General features: G+C 65.2%; 20 protein-coding genes and 2 pseudogenes. 11 read left to right on the forward strand and 11 right to left on the reverse strand.

The genetic code is table 11. From position 1 onward, the window contains the following. Nucleotides 1-8: 8 nt before the first annotated feature. The 3 genes and pseudogenes from AC0V8S_RS05830 to tsaD form a co-directional block, all read right to left on the reverse strand. Complete coding sequence (locus AC0V8S_RS05830) at nt 9-305, reverse strand: YciI-like protein (RefSeq protein WP_475437116.1); 297 nt, start codon at nt 303-305, stop codon at nt 9-11. A gap of 37 nt (nt 306-342) precedes the next feature. After that, the gene (locus AC0V8S_RS05835) at nt 343-1,350 is read right to left on the reverse strand and encodes an NAD(P)H-dependent glycerol-3-phosphate dehydrogenase (protein WP_475437117.1); all 1,008 of its coding nucleotides are present in this window, start codon (nt 1,348-1,350) and stop codon (nt 343-345) included. Further along, nucleotides 1,347-2,431: pseudogene (tsaD, locus tag AC0V8S_RS05840) on the reverse strand (tRNA (adenosine(37)-N6)-threonylcarbamoyltransferase complex transferase subunit TsaD). Before tsaD ends, AC0V8S_RS05835 begins: the two are co-directional and overlap by 4 nt. A 158-nt stretch (nt 2,432-2,589) precedes the next feature. Between tsaD and hemC the strand changes: the two are divergent. From hemC to AC0V8S_RS05870, 6 genes and pseudogenes are all read left to right on the forward strand, one after another. Then, on the forward strand, nt 2,590-3,516 hold the full coding sequence (gene hemC / locus AC0V8S_RS05845) for a hydroxymethylbilane synthase (RefSeq protein ID WP_183464289.1): 927 nt from the start codon (nt 2,590-2,592) through the stop codon (nt 3,514-3,516). Between the two features lie 2 nt (nt 3,517-3,518). Further along, nucleotides 3,519-4,235: a uroporphyrinogen-III synthase gene (locus AC0V8S_RS05850; protein ID WP_183464288.1), complete on the forward strand. Its 717-nt coding sequence runs from the start codon at nt 3,519-3,521 to the stop codon at nt 4,233-4,235. Between the two features lie 110 nt (nt 4,236-4,345). Further along, a pseudogene (locus AC0V8S_RS05855) lies at nt 4,346-5,822 on the forward strand (COG4223 family protein). A gap of 10 nt (nt 5,823-5,832) precedes the next feature. Beyond that, complete coding sequence (locus tag AC0V8S_RS05860; RefSeq protein WP_475437118.1) at nt 5,833-7,434, forward strand: heme biosynthesis HemY N-terminal domain-containing protein; 1,602 nt, start codon at nt 5,833-5,835, stop codon at nt 7,432-7,434. Nucleotides 7,435-7,486: 52 nt separating this feature from the next. Further along, on the forward strand, nt 7,487-7,966 hold the full coding sequence (locus AC0V8S_RS05865) for a tellurite resistance TerB family protein (RefSeq protein WP_183464286.1): 480 nt from the start codon (nt 7,487-7,489) through the stop codon (nt 7,964-7,966). An 18-nt stretch (nt 7,967-7,984) separates the two neighbouring features. Further along, nucleotides 7,985-8,701 carry a glutamine amidotransferase gene (locus AC0V8S_RS05870; protein ID WP_475437119.1) on the forward strand — a complete coding sequence of 239 codons (717 nt, stop codon included), beginning with the start codon at nt 7,985-7,987 and terminating at the stop codon, nt 8,699-8,701. Between the two features lie 40 nt (nt 8,702-8,741). Here the strand turns inward: AC0V8S_RS05870 and AC0V8S_RS05875 are convergent, their stop codons facing one another. From AC0V8S_RS05875 to AC0V8S_RS05910, 8 genes are all read right to left on the reverse strand, one after another. Then, entirely contained in the window at nt 8,742-9,050 is a 309-nt protein-coding gene (locus AC0V8S_RS05875) for an NIPSNAP family protein (protein ID WP_475437120.1), read from the reverse strand. A 48-nt stretch (nt 9,051-9,098) separates the two neighbouring features. After that, nucleotides 9,099-10,337, reverse strand: a complete 1,239-nt coding sequence (locus tag AC0V8S_RS05880; RefSeq protein ID WP_475437121.1) for an MFS transporter — start codon at nt 10,335-10,337, stop codon at nt 9,099-9,101. Between the two features lie 161 nt (nt 10,338-10,498). Then, nucleotides 10,499-11,599, reverse strand: a complete 1,101-nt coding sequence (locus AC0V8S_RS05885) for an aminotransferase class I/II-fold pyridoxal phosphate-dependent enzyme (protein WP_475437122.1) — start codon at nt 11,597-11,599, stop codon at nt 10,499-10,501. Nucleotides 11,600-11,721: 122 nt separating this feature from the next. Then, complete coding sequence (locus AC0V8S_RS05890; protein WP_095202756.1) at nt 11,722-12,180, reverse strand: Ros/MucR family transcriptional regulator; 459 nt, start codon at nt 12,178-12,180, stop codon at nt 11,722-11,724. A gap of 213 nt (nt 12,181-12,393) precedes the next feature. Then, nucleotides 12,394-13,098 (reverse strand): ROK family protein, encoded by a 705-nt coding sequence (locus tag AC0V8S_RS05895; RefSeq protein WP_475437123.1) that lies wholly within the window; start codon nt 13,096-13,098, stop codon nt 12,394-12,396. 14 nt (nt 13,099-13,112) lie between these two features. After that, complete coding sequence (gene zwf / locus AC0V8S_RS05900; protein ID WP_475437124.1) at nt 13,113-14,489, reverse strand: glucose-6-phosphate dehydrogenase; 1,377 nt, start codon at nt 14,487-14,489, stop codon at nt 13,113-13,115. A gap of 22 nt (nt 14,490-14,511) precedes the next feature. Further along, nucleotides 14,512-15,528, reverse strand: a complete 1,017-nt coding sequence (gene gnd / locus AC0V8S_RS05905; RefSeq protein ID WP_475437125.1) for a phosphogluconate dehydrogenase (NAD(+)-dependent, decarboxylating) — start codon at nt 15,526-15,528, stop codon at nt 14,512-14,514. 55 nt (nt 15,529-15,583) lie between these two features. Continuing rightward, entirely contained in the window at nt 15,584-17,992 is a 2,409-nt protein-coding gene (locus AC0V8S_RS05910) for a glucan 1,4-alpha-glucosidase (protein ID WP_475437126.1), read from the reverse strand. 196 nt (nt 17,993-18,188) lie between these two features. On the opposite strand from AC0V8S_RS05910, the gene AC0V8S_RS05915 reads away from it, so the two are divergent. The 5 genes from AC0V8S_RS05915 to AC0V8S_RS05935 all read left to right on the forward strand — a co-directional run bounded on the left by AC0V8S_RS05915 (nt 18,189) and on the right by AC0V8S_RS05935 (nt 24,855). Continuing rightward, complete coding sequence (locus tag AC0V8S_RS05915) at nt 18,189-19,202, forward strand: substrate-binding domain-containing protein (RefSeq protein ID WP_475437127.1); 1,014 nt, start codon at nt 18,189-18,191, stop codon at nt 19,200-19,202. Nucleotides 19,203-19,251: 49 nt separating this feature from the next. Next, a complete protein-coding gene (locus tag AC0V8S_RS05920) occupies nt 19,252-20,721 on the forward strand; it encodes a sugar ABC transporter ATP-binding protein (protein ID WP_475437128.1) in 1,470 nt (489 codons plus the stop codon). Between the two features lies 1 nt (nt 20,722). Next, on the forward strand, nt 20,723-21,703 hold the full coding sequence (locus tag AC0V8S_RS05925; protein ID WP_475437129.1) for an ABC transporter permease: 981 nt from the start codon (nt 20,723-20,725) through the stop codon (nt 21,701-21,703). A 3-nt stretch (nt 21,704-21,706) separates the two neighbouring features. Then, nucleotides 21,707-22,654, forward strand: coding sequence for an ABC transporter permease (locus AC0V8S_RS05930; protein ID WP_475437130.1), 948 nt, complete (start codon nt 21,707-21,709; stop codon nt 22,652-22,654). A gap of 128 nt (nt 22,655-22,782) precedes the next feature. Next, nucleotides 22,783-24,855: a 3-hydroxyacyl-CoA dehydrogenase NAD-binding domain-containing protein gene (locus AC0V8S_RS05935; protein ID WP_475437131.1), complete on the forward strand. Its 2,073-nt coding sequence runs from the start codon at nt 22,783-22,785 to the stop codon at nt 24,853-24,855. The last annotated feature ends 18 nt before the right edge of the window (nt 24,856-24,873 follow it).

A 24,873-nucleotide genomic window follows, 5' to 3' on the forward strand; every position in this document is an offset into this window, starting at 1 on the left:
GACCGGAATTAACTAGCCGCCGGCTTGTTGAACGTCCAGTTCCACTGGCGGATTTCGACGCATTCGAACAGCCCGGCCTTGGCATAGGGGTCGGCTGCCGACAGGGCCTGCGCCGCGGCCAGGTCCGGCGCCTCGACGACCACGAGGCTGCCATTGGGCTTGCCGTCGGCATCGAGGAACGGACCGGCAAAAGCCAGTTTCTTCTCCGCATTCAGCCCTTCGAGAAAGGCGACATGCACGGGCCGCGTGTCGAGGCGGATCTGCAGGCTTCCGGGCTTGTCCTTGCAAACAAAAGCAAACAGCATGGTCTTCTCCTGGTTCTTGGGATTGAGGTTGGGGGGATCAATCGTTGGTTTCGGTCTTCAGCGGCCGGGTCATCAAGGTGGTCACGGCCTGGCGGATGGTGATGGTGCCGTCCAGTATGGCCGCCACGGCGGCTATGATCGGTGCGTCTATGCCGCGCTCGGTGGCGATGCGGGCGGCGATCGCCGCTGTCGGCACGCCCTCGGCCAGCGGCAGCCCGGCAAGCGCCTTGCCTTGCCCGAGCGCCAGCCCGTAGGCGAAATTGCGCGATTGCGCCGACGAGCAGGTCAGCAGCAGGTCGCCAAGGCCGGAAAGCCCCATCAAGGTCTCGGGCCTGGCGCCGAAGGCGGCACCGATGCGGCGCAGTTCGACGAAGCCGCGCGTCACCATGGCGGCCTGGGCGCTGGCGCCGAGCCCGGCACCAGTGACGGCACCGGCAGCGATGGCAAAGACATTCTTCAAGGCGCCACCGATCTCGACGCCGATCAGGTCGTCGCTCGAATAGCAGCGCAGGTTTTCCGCCGAAAAGCGCGCGGCGAGGCCGGCCGCCAGGCGCTCGTCGCCGGCGGCCACCACCACCGCCGTCGGCAGGCCGCGGGCAACGTCGGTGGCAAAACTCGGGCCGGACAGCGCGGCGACGGGGTTTCGCGGCAGAATCTCTTCGACGATTGCCGACAGCAAGTCGCCGGTGTCGCGCTCGATGCCCTTGGCGCAGAGGACAAGTGGGATGCCGGTTGGCACATGATCCTTCGCCGCCGTCAGCGTCGCCCGCAGCGATTGCGCCGGCGTCACCGCCAGCACGCAATCGGCCCCGGCGAGCGCTGCCGCAATGTCGGATGTCGCCTCGATGCCTGGCGCAATGGCAATGCCGGGCAGGTAGCGCGGATTCTCGCCACGGCCGATCGCCGCCACGGTTTCCGGGTCGCGCGCGAACATGCGCACCGCATGGCCGGCGCGCAGCATGGCCAGCGCCAGCGCCGTGCCCCAGGCGCCGCCGCCGAGCACAGTGACGCGCCAGCCGCTTTTGCCCGGATTGCTGTTGGTCATGCCTTGGCTCCGCGCCGGCCGGAACCGACCATCGGCGCCGAGATGCTGTCCAGTGGCCAGCGCGAGCGCGGCACGAAATCGAAGCCGTTCTCCTGCGCCATGCCTTCGCGCAGCCGTTCGATACCGGCCCAGGCGATCATCGCCGCATTGTCTGTGCAAAGCTTCAGCGGCGGCGCGACGAAGGTGAAACCGGCGTCAGTGCAGAGCCGTTCCAGCGTCGCCTTGATGGTGCGGTTGGCGGCGACGCCGCCGGCGACGACCAAAGCCGGGTTTTTCGTGCCGGGGAATGTTTGGCTGAATCGTGCCAGCGCGCGCGAGACGCGGTCGGCGAGCGCATCGGCGACCGCCGCCTGGAACGAGGCGCAGATGTCGGCGACGTCCTGGTCGCCCAGCGGCTCGATCGCCGTTGCCGCCTGGCGCACGGCGGTCTTCAGGCCGGAGAAGGAAAAGTCGGGCTGCGCCGAGCCCTTCATCGGCCGCGGGAAAGCAAAGCGTGAGGCATTGCCCGTCAGTGCCGCCTTCTCGACATCGGCCCGCCGGGATAGGGCAGGCCGAGCATCTTGGCCGTCTTGTCGAAGGCTTCGCCGAGCGCGTCGTCGATGGTGGTCGCCCAGCGCTGATAGTCGCCGACGCCGCGCACGGCCAGGATCTGCGTGTGACCGCCGGAGACGAGCAGCAGCAGATAGGGGAAATCGAGCCCGTCGGTCAACCTTGCGGTCAAGGCGTGGCCTTCGAGGTGATTTATGGCGATCAGCGGCTTGCCTGCCGCCGCGGCGATCGCCTTGGCCGTCATCAGCCCGACAATCAGCCCACCGACCAGGCCGGGGCCGGCGGTGGCGGCGATGGCATCGATATCGGCAAGGGTCGTGCCCGAATCGGCAAGGGCCGCCTCGATAATGCCGTCCAGCGCCTCGACATGGGCGCGCGCGGCGATCTCGGGCACGACACCGCCAAAGGCGGCATGCTCCTCGATCTGGGAAAGCACGATGTTGGACAGGATTTTCGGCGCGGCGTCGCCCTCCAGCGCCACGACGCTGGCGGCGGTCTCATCACAACTCGTCTCGATGCCCAGAACGCGGATCAATTCGTCGCTATCCCAAGAGATTGTTTATCGAGCCTTTCCCCTTTAGGAGAAAGCCCGGAAAAGGCCTCGGTTATTCCAGCCGCATTTCTGCGACGCCAAGTGGCTCCACTTGGCTGCAAAATGCTCCGGCCGGGGGTTATCACGGACCGCGCGTCATGCAAACAACCTTGAAAATCGGAACACGCGGCAGCCCGCTGGCGCTGGCACAGGCGCATGAAACACAGGCGCGGCTGATGGCCGCGCATGGCCTGCCGGCGGAGGCCTTCGAAGTGGTCGTCATCTCGACCAGCGGCGACCGCATCCAGGACCGGCCGCTGTCGGAAGCCGGCGGCAAGGGCCTGTTCACCAAGGAAATCGAGGAAGCGCTGCTGGCGGGCGCGATCGACATCGCCGTGCATTCGTCGAAGGACATGCCGACGCAACTGCCGGACGGCCTGGAGCTTTCCGCCTTCCTGCCGCGCGAGGATGCGCGCGATGCCTTTGTCGGCAAGGCGGCGAAGACGATCGCCGAACTGCCGCGCGGGGCCAAGGTCGGCTCGTCGTCGCTCAGGCGGCAGGCGCTGATCCGCCGCATGCGGCCGGATCTCGACGTGGTGATGTTCCGCGGCAATGTGCAGACGCGGTTGCGCAAGCTCGACGAAGGGGTCGCCGCCGGCACCATCCTCGCCTATGCCGGGTTGAAGCGGCTGGGCCTAGAGCATGTCGCCACCGATCTGATGCCGCTCGACATTTTTCCGCCCGCACCCGGACAGGGCGCGATCGGCATCGAGACCCGGATCGGTGATCGCGCTGTCGAGAAGATGCTGGTGGCCATCCACGATGTGCCGACCGGACAGGCGCTCGCCTGCGAGCGCGCCTTCCTGGCGGCGCTCGACGGTTCCTGCCGCACGCCAATCGCCGGCTATGCCTTGATCGAGGCCGGAAAGCTCTCTTTCGCCGGCCTGATCATCTCGCCCGACGGCACGCAGTCGCACACGGTCGAACTGCAGGGACCAGCGCAGGATGCCGCCCGCATCGGCGATGAAGCCGCACGGACGGTGCGGGCCAAGGCCGGCGAAAAATTCTTCGACGGCTGGCTCTGAACATGCTTCGCGTCCTGGTGACCAGACCCGAACCGGGCGCCTCGCGCACGGCCCGGCGGCTTCAGGAGACAGGCTTTCAGCCGATCGTTCTGCCGCTGACCGAAACCGTGGCCTTGCCTGTCGATACCAGGCTGATTCCAGATGACGCTGTCACCGTTGCCGTCACCAGCGCCAACGCTGTGCGCCATGCCTCAAAGGAGGTGATCGCGGCGCTGGCTGCTCTGCCTTGCCATGCCGTGGGCGCCAAGACCGCCGAAGCGGCGCGCAAGATGGGGTTCTCTTCGGTCCTTGAAGGCTCCGGCGATGCCGAGGTGCTGGCCGATGGCATTGCGGCCGCGGTTCCCGGCAAGGCCATCGTCTATCTCTGCGGACGCGTGCGGTTTCCGGTGTTCGAGCAGAGGCTGGAAGCGGCTGGAGTCCAGGTCCGCGCCGTGGAGACGTATGACACGCTGCCGGTGCGGCATTCGGACGAGACCATCCTTGCGCTTCTGTCCGGCCAGCCGGTCGATGCGGTGCTGCTCTATTCGGCCAAGGCGGCCGCCGCGCTCCAAGCCCTGGTCAACCGGCCTGCCCTGCAAGGAGCCTTTGAAAAGACACAGGTTTTCGCTCTTTCCGCGCGCATCGCGGCTGCTTTCGACGACGGTGCCGGCAAAGCAATCCGTACCGCCACGCAGCCCGATGAGGAGGCGCTGCTGGCGCTTTTGCGGGTGCTGCCCTGAGCCGCGTCATCACACCGCCCCTTTTCACCGCTTGGTGATGTGCTAGACCCTTTCTGAACCATCACGCGCCGGCAGGCGTTGAGACGAAGCGAAGTTTGCGGAGCCCAGGCATGGTCAAGACGCCGAAGATGCGACACTCGAAAAGCCGCCGCGAGCCGGTGACCATCGATCTCGAGCCCGGTGCCGTCTCACGCGTCGTTGACGAGGATGCCGCCAAGGATGCAGCCCAGACCGATGAGGCGAAGGCCGAGGACACCGCTGATGCCTCGCAGCCCGAGAACTCCGGAAGAGCCGGTGCATGCCGACCAGACCGACCTTGAGCCTTGGGAGCACACCGATGCCGCCGCAGGGCAGGCCGGGGCAGGGCCGTCTACGGAGGCCAAAGCCACTGAACCTGAGCTGCCCTATCCCGGTTCGGATGCGCCAGCCGATCGCGCCACGGCCTCCGATTACAATTTCGAGGATGCCTCGGCGAAGCGCGCCGATGACAGCAAGGCAAAAACCGGGACACGCGACGAAAGGATGGCGCCAACACCGCCTCCGGCAAAGCGTGGCGGCCTCAATGGCATCGCCGCCGGCATTGTCGGTGGTGTCATCGCGCTCGCCGGTGCCGGCGGCCTGCAATTTGCCGGCCTGCTTGGTGCGCCGGGCTCCGGCGCGGGCGTCTCGCTCGACGGCGTCAATGGCGAGATCGCTTCGCTGAAGAGCGAAATCGCCGGGCTGAAGGAAACTGGCGGCAACAACGATGCAGCGGCCAAGGTGGTCGGGCTTTCCTCTGGCCTGGAGCAGGTAAAGGCCGATGTCGCGGCGCTGAAATCGGCGGTTGAAAAGGGCGGCGCGGGCGACAATGCCGGGCTTGCCGCCCTCGGTGACAAGGTCAAGCAGATCGAGACCGCGGTCGCCGCCCTCGGCAAGGCCGGCAGTGCGGCGCCGGTCGATCTCGGCCCGCTCAACGAAAAACTCGCCAGTCTCGACGCGCTGGTGAAATCGACAGGCGAGGCGGCGAAGGTCTGGGATGGCCGGCTGACCGCGCTGGAACAGTCGGTGTCGCAGCTTTCCGGCAAGGTCGACGCGCAGGCGTCGCAGCCGAAGATCGCGCTCGCCATCGCCGCTTCGGCCTTGAAGTCGGCGCTCGAACGCGGCGCGCCATTCTCGGCCGAACTCGATACGCTGGCCGCGATTTCGCCCAATGCGCCTGAGATCGCGACCTTGCGGCCCTATGCCGAAAAGGGCGTGCCGACCCGCACCGAGATCGCTGCGCAGATGGACGCCGCCGCCAATGCCATGGTCGCCGCGGCCACGCCAGTCGATGAGAATGCCGGCTTCCTGCAGAATCTGATGTCGAGCGCCGAATCGCTGGTCAAGGTGCGGCCGATCGGCGCCGTCGAGGGTCCCGGCGCGCCGGAAACCGTGGCGCGCATGGAGGTGGCGGTCACCCAGGGCGACTATGCCAAGGCGCTCAGCGAATACAATTCGCTGCCTGAAGCCGTGAAGGCTGCAGGTGCCGATTTTGCCGGCAAACTGAAGGCGCGCATCGAGGTCGAAACCCAGGTCGACGCGCTGATCTCCGGCGCGATGAAGGCATGAGGGCAAAACGATGATCCGCCTGCTCGCCTTCCTCATCGTCGTTTTCGCGCTCGGGCTGGGTTTTGCCTGGCTGGCCGACCGGCCGGGCGACATGGTCGTCACCTTCAACGGCTATCAGTACCAGGTCAGCCTGATGGTGGCGGCGGTTGCGGTCGTTGCCGTCGTCGCCGCCGTGATGATTCTGTGGTGGCTGATCAGGTCGCTGTGGAACAGCCCCTACACCATCTCGCGCTATTTCCGCGTCCGCCGCCGCGACCGTGGCTATCAGGCGCTGTCGACCGGCATGATCGCCGCCGGCGCCGGCGACGGTGCGCTGGCCCGCAAGAAGACCAAGGAAGCGGCCAAGCTGATCCGCTCCGACCAGGAGCCGCTGATCCATCTGCTCGAGGCACAGGCATCGCTGCTCGAAGGCGACCATGAAGGTGCGCGGCAGAAGTTCGAGAGCATGCTCGACGATCCCGAAATGCGGCTGCTCGGCCTGCGCGGGCTTTATCTCGAAGCCGAGCGTCTCGGTGACCGCAACGCTGCTCGGCACTATGCCGGCCGTGCCGCCGCCGTTGCGCCGCAACTGGCCTGGGCGGCCGAATCGACGCTGGAGGAATTGACCGCGCGCGGCGACTGGGACGGCGCTTTGAAACTGGTCGATGCGCAGAAGTCGACACGGCAGATCGAGCGCGACGCCGCCAACCGCCGTCGCGCCGTGCTGTTGACCGCCAAGGCGCAATCGCTCGCCGACAGCGATCCCACCGCTGCCAGGACAGCGGCACTCGAGGCCAACAAGCTCAGGCCGGATTTCGCTCCGGCCGCCGTTGCCGCCGCCGCGGCGCTGTTCAAGCAGAACGATGTGCGCAAGGGCTCCAAGGTTCTGGAGACGGCGTGGAGGGCCGAGCCGCATCCGGAGATCGCCGAGCTCTACACCCATGCAAGGCCGGGCGACGCGGTGCTCGACCGCCTCAACCGGGCGAAAAAGCTGCAGGAGATGAAGAAGAACCACGCCGAATCGTCGATGACGGTGGCGCGTGCCGCGCTCGACGCGCAGGACTTTTCGACCGCCCGCCGCGAGGCCGAGGCGGCGATCCGGATGGACCGCCGCGAGGGCGCCTATCTGCTGCTGGCCGACATCGAGGAGGCCGAGACCGGCGACCAGGGCAAGGTGCGGCAGCTGCTGTCCAAGGCGGTGCGGGCGCCGCGCGATCCTGCCTGGGTCGCCGATGGCGTCGTGTCGGAGCGCTGGGCGCCGGTGTCGCCGGTCACCGGCCGGCTCGACGCCTTCGAGTGGCGCGCGCCGATGGAGCGGCTTGGCCAGTTGATCGACAGCCGCGACGATGCGCCGGATGCCGCCGTTGTGGCTATCGAAGCGCCGGCCAGGCCGGTGTCGGAAAAGCCGATCGCTGTCGTCGATCCTGCGGTCTCGGGCAGCGAGACAACGGGCAAGGGAACCGATAGAAGCGAAGATCAGGTCACGCCGGTGACTGCGGCTGCGTTCGCGGCGGTGCCGGCTGATGCCGAGGCGGTCGAGCCGGCGGAAGAACTGGCGCGCTTGCCGGACGATCCCGGCGTCGATCCGGACGAGGAAGCGGAAAGGTCGCCGCGCCGGTTCCGGCTGTTTTGATTTTGGCCTTCGGGTGATTGACTTGGCCCTTGGGCCGTTTGGGAATGGATTGATGTTCGAACGCGTTCTGTCGTTTCTCAGGGATTTGCCGGCCGGCGCCGGCGCGCAGGCCAGCACGGACGATCCGCGTGTCGCCGCGTCGGCGCTGCTCTACCATGTGATGAACGCCGACGGCGTGCGCCAGGATGTCGAATGGGAGCGGTTCAAGGCGGTGCTCTCCGAAAGTTACTCGATCAGCGGTGCCGAACTCGAAGCGCTCGTCGCCGCCGGGGAGCGCGCCGACAATGAGGCGATCGATCTCTATGCCTTCACCAGCGTGCTCAAGCGCCATCTCGACGCGGACGGGCGCAAGGCCTTTATCGGCCTGATGTGGGAGATCGTCTACGCCGATGGCGAGCTGCACGAGCTCGAGGACAATACGGTCTGGCGCGTCGCCGAGCTGATCGGCGTCGAGCGTCACGACCGGGTCGAGGCGCGCCGCAAGGCGGCGGCGCATGCCCCGGGCGCGCGTGGAATTTCGAGCGACGAATAGACGGGATCTCGCCTGACGATGCCGCGCAGAACGAGTTCGAAGCCAAAAATCCTGATCGTGCTGCATCAGGAGAATTCGAGCCCCGGACGCGTCGGCCACATGCTCATCGAAGAGGGTTTTGAGCTCGACATCCGCCGCCCGCCGCTGGGCGACGCCTTGCCGGAGACGCTGGATGGCCATGCCGGCACGGTGGTGTTCGGCGGGCCGATGAGCGCCAATGACGAGGATGAGTTCGTCCGCCGCGAGACCAACTGGCTGGAAATTCCGCTCAGGGAGAACCGCCCATGCCTCGGCATCTGCCTTGGCGCACAGATGCTGGTCAACCATCTCGGCGGCAAGGTCGAGGGTCACGGCGAAGGGCTGGTCGAGATCGGCTGGTATCCGCTCAAGGCGACCGAAGCCGGCAGGAAACTCATGCACTGGCCCGAAATGGTCTACCAGTTCCACCGCGAAGGCTTTTCGCTGCCGCGGGACGCGACGCTGCTGGCGACGGCGGAGACCTATCCCAACCAGGCCTTCCGCTATGGTGACAATGCCTGGGGCATCCAGTTCCATGGCGAACTGACCCGGGTGATGATGCAGCGCTGGGTGGTGCGCGGTGAGCATCGTTTCGAGTTGCCGGGCGCCCAGCCCGGCCGCGATCACCTCGGCGGCCGGCTGATCTGGGACATGCATCTGAAGCGCTGGCTGGACGAGTTTTTGCGCATGGTGTTCGGCAGGCCGGCGGTGCGATAGCTCCATCGCAATTGCGGACGGAGAACCGTTTCGCGTTTTTCTAGGGTTCGAGCACCGGCCGCAGAAAGCTGCGCTCATAGCTGAGAATGCTGCGATTGCGCTTTTCCGTTTCAAACACCTCCTGGCATTCCGGGTCGGCCGCCATCCGCTTGCGATACTCTTCGTAGTCGGCAAGGCTCGGAAAGCTGAACATGGCATAGGCGACATTGTTCGCTCCTTCGCTCGGAAGGAAATAGCCGTGATGGTTTCCGCCGAGGCGATTGACCAGACCGATCCAGCGGCGGCCATATTCTTCAAACTCGGCAAGCTTGTACGGGTCAATGACATATTTCAGGTAACAGGTGATCATGGGAGTTCCTGTGACAGGGTGATGTATCTTGCTGACCGTCAGCGAGCGTCAGTTCCGGCCGTTGAGGTGGCGTACTTTGCGCAGTTGCGGGAACAGCACCATCCACAGCCCGGCAACCGCGATCGCGCCGATGCCGCCGATGACGACGGCCGGAACCGTGCCGATCAGCGCCGCCATGGTGCCGGCGCGGAATTCGCCGACTTCGTTGGATGCGCCGACGAAAACCTGGTTCACGGCGTTGACGCGGCCGCGGACATGGTCGGGCGTCCACAACTGGATCAGCGTTTCCCTGATGTAGACGCTGAACATGTCGGTGGCGCCGAGGAAGACAAGTGCCGCGATCGACAGCCAGGTGATGGTCGACAGGCCGAACAGCACGGTGAAGGCGCCGAACGACGCGGCGGCGGCCAGCATGATCATGCCGGCGTGGTTGCGGAGCGGATGGCCGGCCAGCCAGATGGCGACGCAGATGGCGCCGACGCTGGGCGCAGAGCGCAGCAGGCCGAGGCCCCAGGGGCCAAGCTGCAGGATGTCGCGCGCATAGACCGGCAACAGCGCCGAGGCGCCGGACAGAAGCACGGCGAAGAGATCGAGCGAGATGGCGCCGAGCACGATCTTCTCGCTCCAGATGTAGCTGAACCCGCCAAACAGGTTCTGCAGCATCGGCTTCTCGGTCTCTGTGCGTTGCGCAGGCTTTGGGATGGTGAAGATCAGCAGTCCCGACGCAAGCATCAGCACGGCGGCGGTGCCATAGGCCGCCTCCGCCGACACGCCGTAGAGCAAGCCGCCGGCGACCGGACCGACGATGGTCGCCGTCTGCCAGGCGGACGAGTTCCAGGCGATGGCGTTGGCGAAATCCTCCGGCGGCACCAGATTGGCGAACAGCGAGGCCGATGCCGGGCCGAAGAAGGCGCGCGCCACGCCGAACATGGCCAGCACGCAGAAGATCGGCAGCGGTCCGCTGATGCCATGCAGTGTCAGAGCGAGCAGCGCCAGGGCGCAGGTCGCCTCCACCACCACCGCCAGCGCCATGATCAGGCGGCGGCCGAAGCGGTCGGCGACGACGCCGGTGACCAGCACCAAAAGCAGCGAGGGCAGGAACTGGACGATGCCAACCAGGCCGAGGTCGAAGGGATCGCGCGTCAAATCATAGATCTGCCAGCCGACGGCGACCGAGACCATCATGGTGGCGAAGGTGGTGAGGAAGCGCGCCGCCCAATAGCTCAGGAAGGAGCGGTGGCGAAACGCGGCATAGCGCTGGTCCGGCGAAGTTTGTGCGGCAGTCATGAAATGAGGCCCCGTTGCGATGGCATTGATCGGCGGGGCACTTCCCGAATGGGCGCTGGTCCGACCAATGGAACGTCTAACAAAGTTCGCGGCGGGATGTGCGTTAAAATCAGGCCTGGATCAAGGGATTTTCAGCCTGCTCCGCCCGTCGCACAAGGAAGTTACTGCCGAAGTGCTGCCGAAATGGCTTCGAGCCCGCCTCGCAACTCGGCTTCCGTCGGCCAGCCGAAGCCGACGCGGAAGAAGCGCTTTTGCATTTCGAACCAGTGGCCGGGCCCGACATAGGTGCCGTGGTCTTCCAGCAGGTTGACATAGAAGCGGTCGAGGTCGAAACCGGGTTCGACGTTGAGGCGCGGGAAGCCGACGACACCGCCTTCGGGCCTGATCCAGTCGACCAGCGGCTCGCGATCGATCCAGGCCTGGACGATGTCGCGGCGCTTGGCCATTTCGGGCAACAACGTCGCCAGGAACGCGTCCCGCCGTTCCAGCATGCCGCGGGCAATGCCTTCGTCGATGACACTACCGCAAATGCCGATCTGTTCCTTGGCGGCGAGGAATGTCTCCTGAAGCGCCGCATCCCTGGTGATCAGCCAGCCGATGCGGATGCCGGGAATGCCGAAGGCTTTCGACAGGGACGAGACGCTGATCGCCTTCTTGCTGAGCGAGGCCGCCGACGGCAGGCGCCGGCCATAGGAAAGGTCGCGATAGGTCTCGTCGACCAGCAAATGGCAGTTTCTGGCCTCCGCGAGCGCCACCAGCGCATCGAGATCGGTGCGCGACATCATCGTGCCGGTCGGGTTGTGCGGACAAGTAACGCTGATCAGTTTCGTGTTCGGCCGCATCGCCGCCTTGATGGCCTTGACATCGATGGCAAAGCCGTCCTCGAAAGCGAGATCGACAAAGCTGATGGCGCAACCGATCGCGCGGGGGGTTTCGATGTTGGTGGCGTAGTTGGGCCTGATGACGACGAGGTGATCGCTGGCCGACAGAAGCGACGTCGAGATGATGAACAGCGCGCCGGCGGCGCCGGCGGTAACCAGGACATCACCGGGCGAAACGCCGGCATCCTGCGCTGCGATCAGCGCGCGCAACTCCTTGTCGCCGCGATGCTCGCCATAGAACAGCGTCAGATCGGGCAGCGACAGGCCGATGTCGGAAAGCTTCTGGTCGGCGATCGAGCTTTCGGAGAGATTGAAGCGGATGCGGTCGTAGCCGTATTCCTCCGGCGCTTCCTTCTCGATCACCATCCTGGTGTAATTCATGGCTTCCCCCGCATCACCTTTGTCTGGGGTATCCAAGCCATAAAAACATGAAGCCTGCCAAGGCGGTTTCGCCGGCAGGCTTCTGCTCCAGTCGTCCTAAATATTGGCTCAGGCCGAATTGCTCAGGCCGCAACCTTGGCCTTCCGGCCCTTGGCCTTGACGGGCACCACCTCGACGGCCTTGCGGCCGAGGCCGATCGACTTCGCCAGTTGCGAGCGCGAGGCCGCGTAGTTGGGGGCAACCATCGGATAGTCCGCCGGCAGGCCCCATTTGGCGCGGTAGGCGTCCGGCGTCAGGCCGAAATGCACGCCGAGATGGCGCTTCAGCGATTTGAACTTCTTGCCGTCTTCGAGGCAGATGATGAAGTCCGGCGTCACCGACTTCTTCGGGTTGACCGCGGGAACCAGTGGTGCTGCCACCGGCACGGCCGGCTTGCCGAGCCCGCCGATCGAGGTGGCGACGCTGGCGATGAGGTCGGCCAGACCGGAGGCGGGCAGGCGGTTTTTCTCAACGTAAGCGGACACGATGTGGGCGGTCAGTTCGAGAAGGTCGATGCGGGCGTCGTTGCTGTCGTCGGTCAATGTTTCCTCCGTCTATGGTGCACGGCCTCGAAAATCGGGAGCGTTTTCGAAAGGACGAGGCACAAAAATCAAAAAATGCTGAAGCGTCTTTAGCGTGTTCCGCGGAGCACGCCGGACAGTGCGCAAAATTCCTAGTCGGCAAATCTGCGCAACGCAATGATTAAGCGCGGCGACACACATTATTTTGAACAACTATACTAAACTGTAATAATATCAGACGATCAGGGCCTTGTCTCGCCACAGACGAAATCCGCCTTCGAAGGCGCGTGTGTTGTCACCGCGCCTGGAGTCGGCCGGTAACTCGTCGAGCTTGTCGACATTGCCGCCACCAATGACGACATAGTCTGGCTGCAGGGCGGCGCGCAGCCGGCTGACGACGTCGAAGACATATTTGCGCCACTTCTTCTTGCCGCGCTTTTCCAGGCCGCGCTCGCCGACATAGTCCTCGAAGCTTGCGCCCTTCTTGTAGGGAAGATGGGCGAGTTCCATCGGCTGGCCGACATTGTCGAGGATCATCGCCGCACCGAGGCCGGTTCCCAGCCCGAGGAACAGCATGCGCCCGCCTTCATAGCTGCCGATGGCCTGCATCAACGCATCATTGACCAGCTTGACCGGCTTGCCGAACTGCGCGGCGAAGTCGTAGCCGGCCCAGCCCTTGCCGAGATTCATGGGGTCGAGCACCGGCTTGTTGTGACGCACCGGGCCGGGATAGCCCATCGAGATGACGTCATAGGACAGGCCTTCGGCGAGCTTCTTCACCGTGTCGATCATCTGCTGCGGCGTCAGGTCCGGGCCGGAATCGGCCCGGCGCTCGGCGCCGCCGTTGCTGGTCAGGATCTTGACGTGCGAGCCGCCAATATCGATCGCCAACACGATCTTCTCGGCATCGGATGCTGTCTGCCTCACCGCCTTGGCCATCGCGTCCCCTCCAGTCATGCCACTGGGTCGATCCAGCCATTGGGCGGTCCGAAGCCGGCCATGGCGTCCGCAGGCCCCCATGTCTTGGGCTCGTAGAGATGCGGCGGCGTGGTGTCGCCGAGGACCGGCCCGACAATGCGCCAGGCGAGCTCGGCCGCGTCCTGGCGCGTGAACAGTTGGCCATTGCCGTTCATGGCGTCGCCAATCAGCCGTTCGTAAGGCGGCATGTCGCTCTTGCTGTCGTCGAGCGCCGTCAACTCCACCTGCTCGCCGACCATGTCGTCGCCAGGCGCCTTGCGCTGGGCGCCGATGGCGATCACCACCTGCGGGTCGATACGGAAGCGCACGTAATTCTGGTCGGCGGGCTTGATAGGGTCGAAGACGTCGAGCGGCGGCCGCTTCAGCCGCACCACCACCTCGGTGACATGCACCGGCATGTTCTTTCCGGCGCGGATGAAGAACGGCACGTCCTGCCAGCGCCAGGTGTCGACGAAGAAGCGCACCGCCGCGAAGGTCTCGACCGGCGAGTTCGGCTTGACGCCGGGCTCGGCGAGATAGCCGGTGAACTGGCCGCGCACGACATCGTCCTTCGTCAGCGTCCGGATCGCCCTCAGCACCTGGACCTTCTCGTCGATCAGATCGTCGGCGGAACGGCCGACCGGCGGCTCCATGGCCAGCAGCAAAAGGATGTTGAGCAGGTGGTTCTCGATGACGTCGCGGATGCAGCCGACATCGTCATAGAACTTACCGCGCCCTTCGATGCCGAAATCCTCGGCCATGGTGATCTGCACGCTCTCGACGAAATTGCGGTTCCAGATCGGTTCGAGCAGGGAATTGGCGAAGCGGAAATAGAGCAGGTTCTGGATCGCTTCCTTGCCGAGATAGTGGTCGATGCGGAAGATCGACTGTTCGTCGAACACCAGATGCAGCACCCGGTTCAGCCAGCGCGCCGATTGCAGATCGTGGCCGAACGGCTTTTCCACCATCAGCCGCGCGCCATGCGCGGTGCCGGATTGCTCCAACCCTTGCACGACCGTCTCGAACATGGTCGGCGGCACCGCCATGTAGTGCAGCGGCCGCTGGGCGCTGCCGAGCGCTGTCTTCAGCTTCTCGAAAGTGGCCGGATCGCGGTAGTCGCCGCTGACATAGCGCAGCTGCGAGGCGAATTTGGCGAACACCTTCTCGTCGATCTTGCCCAGCGCATTGACGATGCCGTCGCGGGCGCGGTCCTGCAACTGCTTCAAGTCCCAGGCGTCGAAGGCGACACCGATCACCGGTTCGGTGAGTGTGCCCTTGGCCACCATCTGGTACAGCGCTGGAAATATCTTCTTGTGGGCGAGGTCGCCGGTGGCCCCGAAGAGCACTAGTGTGTCGGACCGTTCCTGGCTCATGCGTGCGTCTCCCGCTGTGGCGTCACTTGCCGGCCTTCGGCTTTTCGACATGGCCGCCGAAGGCGTAGCGCATGGCGGACAACAGCTTGTCGGCGAATTCTGATTCGCCTTGCGAGGAGAAACGGTCGAACAACGCCGAGGACAGCACCGGCGCCGGCACGCCGGTGTCGATCGCCGCCTTCAGCGTCCAGCGGCCTTCGCCCGAATCCGAAACCCGGCCGCCGAACTGCGCCAGGCCCGGATCGCTCTTCAGGGCGCCGGCGGTCAGGTCGAGCAGCCACGAGCCAATGACGCTGCCATGGCGCCAGACCTCGGCCACCTGCGGAAGGTCGATGTCGAACTGGTAATATTGCGGGTTTTCCAGCGGGCTGGTCTCGGCGTCCGCCGTGCGTTGCCGCTTGCCGGCATTGGCCGATTTCAGGATGTTCATGCCTTCTGCATAGGCGGCCATGACGCCATACTCGATGCCATTGTGCACCATCTTGACGAAGTGGCCGGCGCCGCTCGGTCCGCAATGCAGATAGCCGAAGGGCGCGGTGCCTGCGGCCTTGTCCGGGGTCGGCGCGCCGGCATCGGCGCCCGGCGCCAGCGTGGCGAAGACCGAATCGAGGTGCTTCACCGCTACGTCGGGACCGCCGATCATCAGGCAGTAGCCGCGTTCCAGGCCCCAGACACCACCGCTGGTGCCAACATCGACAAGATGGATGCCCTTGGTGGCCAGTTTCGCGGCCTGGTCGACGGCGTCGTGATAGTAGGAATTGCCGCCGTCGATGACGATGTCGCCGGGCTCCATCAGGGCCGACACCTGATCGATGATCTTGCCGGTGATGGCTGCCGGCAGCATCAGCCAGACGCAGCGCGGCTTGGCGAGTTTGCCGACGAATTCCGTCAGCGATGCCGCCCCGAGCGCACCGTCGCTGACCAGCGCGGCGACGCTTGCCGCGTTGATGTCGTAGACGACGCATTCATGGCCGTCGCGCATCAGGCGGCGGACCATGTTGGCGCCCATCCGGCCCAGTCCCATCATTCCGATCTGCATGGTTTCGTCCCGATTGCTTGAGGAAAGAACAAATCTATCGGCCCCGCTGCTTCAGTCATGACGCGTCAATGCCGACGCTGAAGTCGACATTCTCCCAACGCATCGCATCGGGCCAGAAAAAAGTGAAGACGAGGGTGCTTCCCGGCTCCAGTCCGGCGACCGGCAGGTCGGCCAGATGGACGCCGAAAGCGTTTTCCCTGGTCTTGTGGTCCTGGATCGTCAGCCAATTGTCGCTGCTCCAATGGACAACGCCGGGCGCCGAAAGCTCGACGCGCAAAGCCTTGCCGGCCGGGATGGAACGGATCTTGCTGTTGAAGCGCCATATTCTGAGCGGCGAGCTTGTCTTGCCCTTGATATAGCGCTCGACGCCTTGCGGCGGCATGTCGAAAACCGTGCCGTCGCGCAGCGATCGCAACAGCTTGATGTGCTCGGCATGCGCCCAGACCAGCGGCATGGCGCTGCCGGACGGTTTGCCAAGCCACAGCTCGCGGTCCGGCACGTCCAGGCTGTCCCAGACCTGTTCCGGCAGCAGCCCGCCTATACCCGCCGAGCGCTCGAAGGTCTCGAGAAGCTGCGCGGCTTTCTCCTTGCGGCCAGCCGCCAGCTCATAGTGCGCCCGCTCGCCGGTGAGCAGGGGCCAGGCGCGGCCCTGGCCGGTGCCGTCAAAAGGCGTGCCATCCTCGTGCTCGCCATAGCCGTCGCCGGTGTAGCGGTACCAGACCGGGCCTTGCGGCAGGTCGCAACGCAAAAGGGCGTCGACGGCCTTGACGGTATCGACGATGCGCGGATCGTCGGCCGCCCTGAGGCCAAAGCGGACCAAGGCCAGGGCGTCTGGGCTGATGATGGCTTCCGCCGGTTTGTCGGTGTCGCCCGGCGGACGATTCTTGATCGGCACGAAGCCGTCCTTCGGCGCGGCGGCGCCCGCATCGTCCGGCGGCGCGATGCGGACATAGTAGCCTTCGACGCCTGTCTCGATGCACCCCTCAGTGCCCGTGACGTACGTCCAGCGTTCGACCTGATCGTTCCAACAGTCGGCGATTTCGCGCAGGTAGTTTGCCGGCTCACTCTTTCCGACGACATCCAGCATGTCGGCGGCGGCAAGCAGCGCGGCGATCTCGACGGCCAGCGTGAACGGGCTGTAGCCGGCGTCTTCCTCCCAGCGGTCCTCGCCGGTGACGGGGCCGTTGCGCACGACATAGGAGGCCGCGCTTTCGATCATCGCCAGGAAATCGGCGAGTTTTGTGCGCGGCAGGTGGCCGGCGCGGCGCAAGGCGTCGGCCAGAAGCAGCGGAAAGGCGCATTCATCCATCTGGATGCCGGGCCAATAGGCGGTGCCGTTTGACCAGACATTCTGCGGCCAGTGGCCGTCGGGCTGCTGGATCGAGCGCAGATAGGTCAGGATCTGCAGCGCCTGCTTGCCGTCGCCGGCGGCAAGGAAACCGCCGGCGGTCTCGACCAGGTCGCGCGGCCAGACCAGATGGTAGCCGCCGAGATCGTCGTCGCCCTTGTTGAAGCCCCAGGGGATCGACAGGCTGGCAACGGCGGCACCCGGTCGCGCGACCGAGAGATGCGAGGCCAGAACCGCTGTGCTCACACGATAGGTGTTCAGCCCGGAGGCGGTGTGGCGGTCGAGCTTCTCGAGCCCGGCCTGAAATGTCCGCCAGTTCTCGACATAGGTCGCGGCGGCGGCTTCGAAACCCTGCTTGAGACTGGCCAGCGCCAGGTCGGCGGCTGCTTCCGGCGACGCGCCGAAGCCGAGCGCCAGCAAGGCCGTGGTTTTGTCGGCCGAGAAGCCGATCTCGCCGGTCAGCGCGACATTGCCGTCTTCCGCCCGTTGGCAGGAGGGATCGAGCGCACCGCCGTTCTGCAATTGCTGCCATCCGTCGGAAAAGCCGACATAGCCGGCCGAACAGCTATGCCAGGGCAGCGAGGAGGCCAGCGCCAGGGAGACGCCGCGCCCCGTCGCGAAGAGCATGCGCTGGCCCTTGTGCTCGCCGGCCCAGGCCGTGTTGCCCATGCCGGCGTTGACGAGGTGCGGCGCAAGCAGCGCGTAGACCTGGTAGTCGGCCGCCGGACCTTTCAGCGGTACGAATGCAATCTCCTGCAGCAGGACAGGCCGGTTCGGATCCGTAATGATGCGCTTTTCGATACGGTAGGCGCCGTCTGTCGCGGTGTTGGTCAGCCTGTAGCCCGGCACACCGTCCTCGAAGGGCGCGACTGCGTGCGCGGCGTCGCGCTTTTCTTCCGAGAAATAGCCACCGGGGCCGGTGACGATCAGCTCCATGTCGCGCGTACAGGCGCTGTCGAGACGCGGATAATAGATCTCGTTCAAGATGCCGTGACTGATCGTGAACCACAGCGGGCTCTTGGCTGAAAACGCGGTGCCGACGCCACTCTTGGCGCTTGATGTCCAGCGGGCCGGTATTCCGGGCGCGCCTTTGGCAACGGTCGGCGTTTCTGCCATCAATTGGCCTCCTGTCGTGCTCCTAGACCATGTGCCGGCGGCTTTTTCAATCATTGCACCGCAAGTTGATCGAAGGCATGCCAGCCTTTGCAGTTGACGGCTTGCGGTTCGTCTGAATTTGTCTGACAATAGATAAAAAACAGGGACTGCGCGTAATCATCATCAGGCAAAACTAGCAACTTTGGGAGGAAATCATATGAAGAAACTGCTCGTTCTGGGTGCGCTGGCGGCTATGCTCGCCTCGGGCACGGCACTTGCCGACACCAGTGGCAAGAAGATCGCATTCTCCAACAATTACGCCGGCAATTCGTGGCGGCAGGCGATGCTCGACAGCTATGGCATCGTCACCAAGAAGGCGGTTGAAGACAAGATCGTCGGCGCGGCCGACATCTTCACCACCGCCGACAAGGAAGTGCCGACGCAGGCGGCGCAGGTGCAGAACCTGATCCTGCAGGGCTATGACGCCATCGTCATCAATGCCGCCTCGCCGGACGCGCTCAATGGCGCCATCAAGCAGGCCTGCGATGCCGGCATCACCGTCGTCTCCTTCGACGGCACCGTCACGGAGCCCTGCGCCTACCGCGTCGTCGTCGACTTCAAGGATATGGGCAAGCAGGAAGTCGAGCAGATGGCCAAGTTCCAGCCCAAGGGCGGGAACCTTCTGGAAATCCGTGGCCTGGCCGGCACGTCGATCGACGATGCCATCCATGCCGGCATCCTCGAAGGCGTCGCCGCCCATCCCGAGTTCAAGATCGTCGGCTCGGTGACCGGCGACTGGGACCAGACGACGGCGCAGAAAGCGGTTGCGACCATCCTGCCCTCATTGCCCGACATTGTCGGCATCGTCGATCAGGGCGGTGACGGCTATGGTGCCGCACAGGCCTTCGCCGCCGCTGGCAAGCCGCGTCCGACCATCATCATGGGCAACCGCCAGGACGAACTGAAGTGGTGGAAGGAACAGAAGGACAAGGACGGCTACAAGACCTGGTCGGCTTCGATCGCGCCCGGCGTGTCGTCGCTCGCCTTCTGGGTGGCGCAGCAGGTGCTCGATGGCCGCAAGGATATCCCGCACGACCTGCTGGTGCCGTATCTGGCCTTCACCCAGGACGATTTCGAGGCAGCCCTGCCGAAGATCAAGGAAGGCGGCGTCGCCACCCACGAATACACGCAGGAAGACGCCCTCGCGGCGATCAAGGCCAACATTAAGTGAATGTCGCGCCGGCGTTGCCCTTCGTACCATCGCGCGGATATCTCTAGGCATGCCTGAAGGGAACGCTGACATCATCAGACTGAGCGGCGCCGAAAAACATTTCGGCGCCGTTCGCGCGCTGGGCGGTGTGGACTTCCATGTCCGGCCCGGCGAATGCGTCGGCCTGGTCGGCCACAATGGCGCCGGCAAATCGACGTTGATGCATATGGTAGCGGGCACGCTCACGCCCGACAGTGGCACCATCGGCGTGCATGGCGGCATCGAGGACAACTACTCGGTGTCGCGGGCGCAAAAGCTCGGCATACGCTGCGTGTTCCAGGAACTGTCGCTGTGCCCCAATCTCAGCGTCGCCGAAAACACGCGCATCAACCACGCGTCACTCTCGGGCCTCGGCTGGCGGCGCAAGGCGGCAGCACTCATCACCGCCAAGCTTGACGAAATCTTTCCGGATCATGGCATCTCAGCCTGGGACATTGTCGGCAACCTGTCGATCGGCCGGCGCCAGATGGTCGAGGTGGCGCGCGCCTTCACGGTGACGCAAGACCGGCTCGACCTCGTCATCCTCGACGAGCCGACGTCATCGCTGGACGCGCACACGGCCGGCCAGTTGCTGGCCTTCGTGCGCCGCTTCGTTGCCGGCGGCAAAAGCTGCATCCTGATCTCGCATGTGCTGGGCGAGGTGCTGAAAAATGCCGACCGCATCGTGGTGATGCGCGACGGCAAGGTGGTTGTCGCTGATGCGGCAAATGCCTTCGACCGCGACCGGCTGGTGACGGCGATGGGCGGGGCGGAGGCACGGCAGAAGATCGCGGCGGCGATTGCCGCCGCCAAGCCGGCGGCCAGTCCGCTGCGGGTGCGGGCGCGTCCCGCCGCGCAGAAGGACGGCGCCGACCTTGTCGCCCGCGCCGGCGAGATCATCGGCCTTGCGGGGTTGGCGGGACACGGCCAGACCGACCTGCTGCTGGCGATTTTCGCTGCTGCTTCCCGCGCCAGGACCGGCATCGAAGTGACCGCGCCAGTGGCGCTGGTGGCCGGCGACCGCCAGTCGGATGGCATTTTCCCGCAATGGTCGATCGCGCAAAATATCGGCATCCGTTCGCTGGCGCGTTTGCGCAATGGCCTGTTGATCTCGCCGCGGCGCGAGGCCGAACTCGCCGAGGCCTGGCAGAAGAAGATCGGCATCCGCACGCCCGACATGAACAACAACATTTTTTCGCTGTCGGGCGGCAACCAGCAGAAGGCGCTGTTTGCCCGCGCGCTCGGCTCGGATGCGGAAATCGTGCTGATGGACGATCCGATGCGCGGCGTCGATATCGGCACCAAACTAGAAGTCTACGACCTCGTGCGCGAGGAGGCTGGCCGCGGCCGCACCTTCCTCTGGTACACCACGGAAACCGAGGAACTCGACAATTGCGACCATGTCTATGTCTTCAAGAACGGCCGCATCGTCGCCAATCTGGGTCGCGACGAATTGACCGAAGAGAAGATCATCCAGTCCTCGTTCGGCGACGCGGCCTGAGATGACCGCCGCCAGTCTCGACACCACTGCCAGGAGTTCCGCCGAGCGCGGCGCGCTGGCCCGTGCCCGCCTTTTGCGCGGGCTCTTGCCGGCGCTGTCGCTGGCATTGGTGCTGCTCGCCATTGCCTGGCTCAACCCCCGCGCCATCAGCTACTTCGGCTTCAGCCTGATGCTGAACCTGGCGATCCCGATCGCACTGGCGACGATCGCGCAGATGTTCGTCATTGCTGGCAATGAGCTCGACCTGTCGATCGGCACCTTTGTCGGTTTCGTCGGCTGCGTCACCGCGACCTGGCTGAAGGAGGCGCCGCTCATCGGCGTCGCCATCCTGCTTGGCTCGATCGGCATCTATGCGCTGCTTGGCGCGCTGATCCATCTGCGCAATCTGCCGTCGATCGTGGTGACGCTCGGCATGAGTTTCGTCTGGCAGGGGCTCGCCATCCTCGTCCTGCCCAAGCCCGGCGGCAAGGCGCCGGACTGGCTGCTGGCGATCATGTCGTTCAAGCCGCCTTTCATTCCCTTCCCGATCATCGCGGCGCTGCTGATCGGCCTCGTCGTCCATTTCGGCCTGATGCGCACCTCCTATGGCGTGATCCTGCGCGGCTCCGGTGGCAATCCGGCCGCGCTCAAGCGCGCCGGCTGGTCGCTGCTCAAAACCAAGATCGTGCTGTTTGCGCTGGCCGGCCTGTTCGGTGTGCTGTCGGGCATGGCGCTGATCGGCATCACCACCTCGGCCGATGCCAATATCGGCAATGGCTATACGCTGCTGGCGATTGCCGGCGTCATCCTCGGCGGCGGCGAATTCGTCGGCGGGAGGGTGTCGCCGATCGGCGCGGTGATCGGCGCGCTCACACTGGCGCTGGCGGCCTCGCCGCTGCTCACCTTCATGCACATTCCGCCGGACTGGCAGGTGGCCGCCAACGGCGCCATCCTGATCATCGTGCTGGCGGCGCGGGTGCTGATCAGCCGCAGGGAGAGGTGAGCGATGATTTTGGTGAAATCGCTGGCCGGCAAACCCTGGATCTGGTCGTTCATCGGTGCGCTTGTCGTGTGGTTGGCGACGATCATCTTCACCGGCGGCTATGGTGCCGGCGGCATGGTCACGGCAGCCCTTTCGTTGGCCGTGTTCACGGTCATCGTCGGCGTCGGCCAGATGTTCGTCATCACGCTTGGGCCGGGCAATGTCGACCTGTCGCTGCCGGCCAACATCGGCCTCGCCAGCGCGGTTGCCATGAAGGTGATGGCCGGCAGCGATTCCATGATCGTCGTCGGGCTGCTGGCAGCACTCGCCTGCGGTGCAGCGATCGGCGCGGTCAATTACCTGCTGATCTGGGCGCTGCGCATTCCGCCGATCATCGCCACTCTGTCGGCGAGCTTCATCATCCAGTCGATCGACATCAGCTATGGGCGTGGGCTGCAGATCAAGCCGCCGCCGGGCTTTGCCGATTTCACCAATTGGCAGATACTGGGCATTCCCGTGCTGGCGGTGCTGACCGTGCTGTTCACCATCGGTGCGGCCATCGCCTTGCAGCGCATGATCTACGGCCGCTCGGTGCTGGCGATCGGCCAGAACATCCGCGCTGCCTGGCTCGCTGGCGTCAATGTCGGCCGCATCCGCTTCATCACCTACACGCTGTCGGGGGCGCTCGGCGGCATCGATGGCGCGCTGCTTGCCGGCTATTTCCGCGGCGCCAATGTCGATATCGGCAATGAATACCTGCTGGCCTCGATCGCCGTCGTTGTCATCGGGGGCACGTCGGTGGCCGGCGGCAAGGCCAATGTGCCGGGAGTGTGGGGCGCGGCGCTGTTTCTGGTGCTGCTGCTCACCATGCTCAACACATTCGGCGTCAGCGCCGGCGTGCGGCTCCTGCTGACGGGGCTGATCATTGTCGGGGTGATTACGGCGGCGGGTGGCGAGAAGGCGGTGCGGTAGTGTGAAGGATCACGACGCGTTCACGGAGCCCCCGGACAATCGTTAGGCCAGCCCAACAGCGGGTTCCCATTCGCGGCGGAGCCTAGTAAACCCTTCCGCGATCTCAGTCGGTCCCGGGAGGGCTCTGCTTGTCCAGTTCTGTCAGCGTCGTGAACGACAATGGCGTCGCCATCGTCACCATCGACAATCCGCCGGTCAACGCGCTGAGCTTTCATGTCCGCGAGCCGCTGATGCAGGCGCTCGTTGCCTTGCGCGATGACGCGTCGGTGGCGGCCATTGTGATTGCCTGCGCTGGACGGACCTTCGTCGCCGGCGCCGACATCACCGAATTCGGCAAGCCGGTGCAACAGCCCGATCTGCGTGCCATCGTGGCGATGTTGGAAACCATCGCCAAGCCGACGGTTGCCGCCATCCACGGCACGGCGCTCGGCGGTGGGCTGGAACTGGCGCTCGGCTGCCATTTCCGTGTCGCCGATGCCGGCGCCAAGCTCGGCCTGCCCGAAGTCAAGCTCGGCATCTTGCCAGGCGGTGGCGGCACGGTGCGGTTGCCGCGTCTTGTCGGCGCGGTGAAGGCCCTGAAGATGATTGTCTCGGGTACGCCGATCGGCGCGACCGAAGCGCATGCCGGCGGTCTGGTCGATGCCGTTTTCGAAGGCGATCTGACCACGCACGCCGTGAACTTTGCCCGCGAAATCGCCCGCAAGGGTGGTCCGTTCACGCCGGTGCGTGATCGCGATGACTTGCTTGGCGAAACGGATCTCACGGCTTTCGATGCCGAGGCGGCGGATCTCGCAAGGAAAGCGCGCGGGCTCGAAGCGCCGGTCGCCTGCGCGCAAGCGGTGCGCAATGCCGTCACGCTGCCCTTCGACGAAGCGCTGGCGGCGGAGCGCGTGCTGTTCGCAAAACTGGTCGCCAGCGACCAGTCGCGGGCGCAGCGCCATCTGTTCTTCGCCGAACGTGAGGCGGCAAAGCTTCCCGGCAAGGACACGCCCAAGCGCAGGATCGCGCGCGTCGGCGTCATCGGCGCCGGTACGATGGGCGGCGGCATCGCCATGGCCTTCGCCAATGGCGGTTTCTCGGTCACCTTGCTGGAGACCAGCGCGGAAGCGCTGCAGCGCGGGCTGGGCACGATCGAGAAGAACTATGCCGTTTCCGTTTCGCGCGGTTCCTTGACCGAAGACGCCAAGCATCAGCGGCTCGCCCAGTTCAAGGGCTCGACCGACTATGCCGATCTCGCCGAATGCGACCTGATCATCGAGGCGGTGTTCGAGGACATGGCGGTGAAGAAGGAGGTGTTCGGCAGGCTCGACGCCGTGACCAAGCCGGGCGCCATCCTCGCCACCAACACCTCCTATCTCGACATCAACGAAATCGCCGGCTCCATCTCGCGACCGCAGGATGTGCTCGGCCTGCATTTCTTCTCGCCGGCCAATGTCATGAAGCTGCTGGAGATCGTGCGCGCCGACAAGACCGCGCCGGATGCGCTGGCGACCGTCATCGATCTGGCACGGCGGATCGGCAAGGTGGCTGTCGTCGTCGGCGTCTGCCACGGCTTCGTCGGCAACCGCATGCTGGCCGCGCGCGGTTCGGAATCGGAAGCGCTGCTGCTGGAGGGCGCGACACCCAGCCAGATCGACAAGGCCTTCACCGATTTCGGCTGGCCGATGGGGCCGTTCCAGATGGGCGATCTCGCCGGCCTCGACATTGGCTGGCGCAACCGCAAGGCACGCGGCCTGACGGCCGTCATCGCCGACACGCTGTGTGAGCAGGGGCGTTTCGGCCAGAAGACCGGCCGGGGGTTCTACCTCTACGAGGCTGGCGCGCGGGCAGGCGTTCCCGATCCCGAGGTGGAGGCGCTGATCCGCGCCAAAGCTGCCGAGCGCGGTATCGCGCCGCGCGCGATCAGCGCGGACGAAATCATCGAGCGCACGCTCTATCCCCTGGTCAATGAGGGGGCGAAAATCCTCGAAGAGAAGATCGTGGCGCGGGCCTCGGACATCGATGTCGTCTGGGCCAATGGCTACGGCTTTCCGATCGGCAAGGGCGGGCCGATGTTCTGGGCTGGCCTGGAAGGGGCGGCAAAGATCGTCGAACGGCTCGAGCATTGGCACCAGCAGACCGGCAAGGATGTGTTCAGGCCGGCACCGCTGCTGAAGCGGATGGCCGAGACAGGTTCCTGGGATGGCGACGCGTCAGCCTGATCAAACGACCGCTGAAGG

The organism is Mesorhizobium oxytropidicola (assembly GCF_056174625.1).

What these genes read in the sequence shown, in the direction of transcription:
- AC0V8S_RS05925 (WP_475437129.1), top strand. Translation starts at nt 20,723, where the DNA reads ATGACCGCCGCCAGTCTCGACACCACTGCCAGGAGTTCCGCCGAGCGC.
- AC0V8S_RS05910 (WP_475437126.1), bottom strand. Translation starts at nt 17,992, where the DNA reads ATGGCAGAAACGCCGACCGTTGCCAAAGGCGCGCCCGGAATACCGGCC.
- AC0V8S_RS05930 (WP_475437130.1), top strand. Translation starts at nt 21,707, where the DNA reads ATGATTTTGGTGAAATCGCTGGCCGGCAAACCCTGGATCTGGTCGTTC.
- AC0V8S_RS05865 (WP_183464286.1), top strand. Translation starts at nt 7,487, where the DNA reads ATGTTCGAACGCGTTCTGTCGTTTCTCAGGGATTTGCCGGCCGGCGCC.
- AC0V8S_RS05860 (WP_475437118.1), top strand. Translation starts at nt 5,833, where the DNA reads ATGATCCGCCTGCTCGCCTTCCTCATCGTCGTTTTCGCGCTCGGGCTG.
- AC0V8S_RS05885 (WP_475437122.1), bottom strand. Translation starts at nt 11,599, where the DNA reads ATGAATTACACCAGGATGGTGATCGAGAAGGAAGCGCCGGAGGAATAC.
- gnd (WP_475437125.1), bottom strand. Translation starts at nt 15,528, where the DNA reads ATGCAGATCGGAATGATGGGACTGGGCCGGATGGGCGCCAACATGGTC.
- AC0V8S_RS05850 (WP_183464288.1), top strand. Translation starts at nt 3,519, where the DNA reads ATGCTTCGCGTCCTGGTGACCAGACCCGAACCGGGCGCCTCGCGCACG.
- AC0V8S_RS05875 (WP_475437120.1), bottom strand. Translation starts at nt 9,050, where the DNA reads ATGATCACCTGTTACCTGAAATATGTCATTGACCCGTACAAGCTTGCC.
- AC0V8S_RS05880 (WP_475437121.1), bottom strand. Translation starts at nt 10,337, where the DNA reads ATGACTGCCGCACAAACTTCGCCGGACCAGCGCTATGCCGCGTTTCGC.
- AC0V8S_RS05835 (WP_475437117.1), bottom strand. Translation starts at nt 1,350, where the DNA reads ATGACCAACAGCAATCCGGGCAAAAGCGGCTGGCGCGTCACTGTGCTC.
- AC0V8S_RS05920 (WP_475437128.1), top strand. Translation starts at nt 19,252, where the DNA reads ATGCCTGAAGGGAACGCTGACATCATCAGACTGAGCGGCGCCGAAAAA.
- AC0V8S_RS05915 (WP_475437127.1), top strand. Translation starts at nt 18,189, where the DNA reads ATGAAGAAACTGCTCGTTCTGGGTGCGCTGGCGGCTATGCTCGCCTCG.
- AC0V8S_RS05870 (WP_475437119.1), top strand. Translation starts at nt 7,985, where the DNA reads ATGCCGCGCAGAACGAGTTCGAAGCCAAAAATCCTGATCGTGCTGCAT.
- zwf (WP_475437124.1), bottom strand. Translation starts at nt 14,489, where the DNA reads ATGAGCCAGGAACGGTCCGACACACTAGTGCTCTTCGGGGCCACCGGC.
- AC0V8S_RS05830 (WP_475437116.1), bottom strand. Translation starts at nt 305, where the DNA reads ATGCTGTTTGCTTTTGTTTGCAAGGACAAGCCCGGAAGCCTGCAGATC.
- hemC (WP_183464289.1), top strand. Translation starts at nt 2,590, where the DNA reads ATGCAAACAACCTTGAAAATCGGAACACGCGGCAGCCCGCTGGCGCTG.
- AC0V8S_RS05895 (WP_475437123.1), bottom strand. Translation starts at nt 13,098, where the DNA reads ATGGCCAAGGCGGTGAGGCAGACAGCATCCGATGCCGAGAAGATCGTG.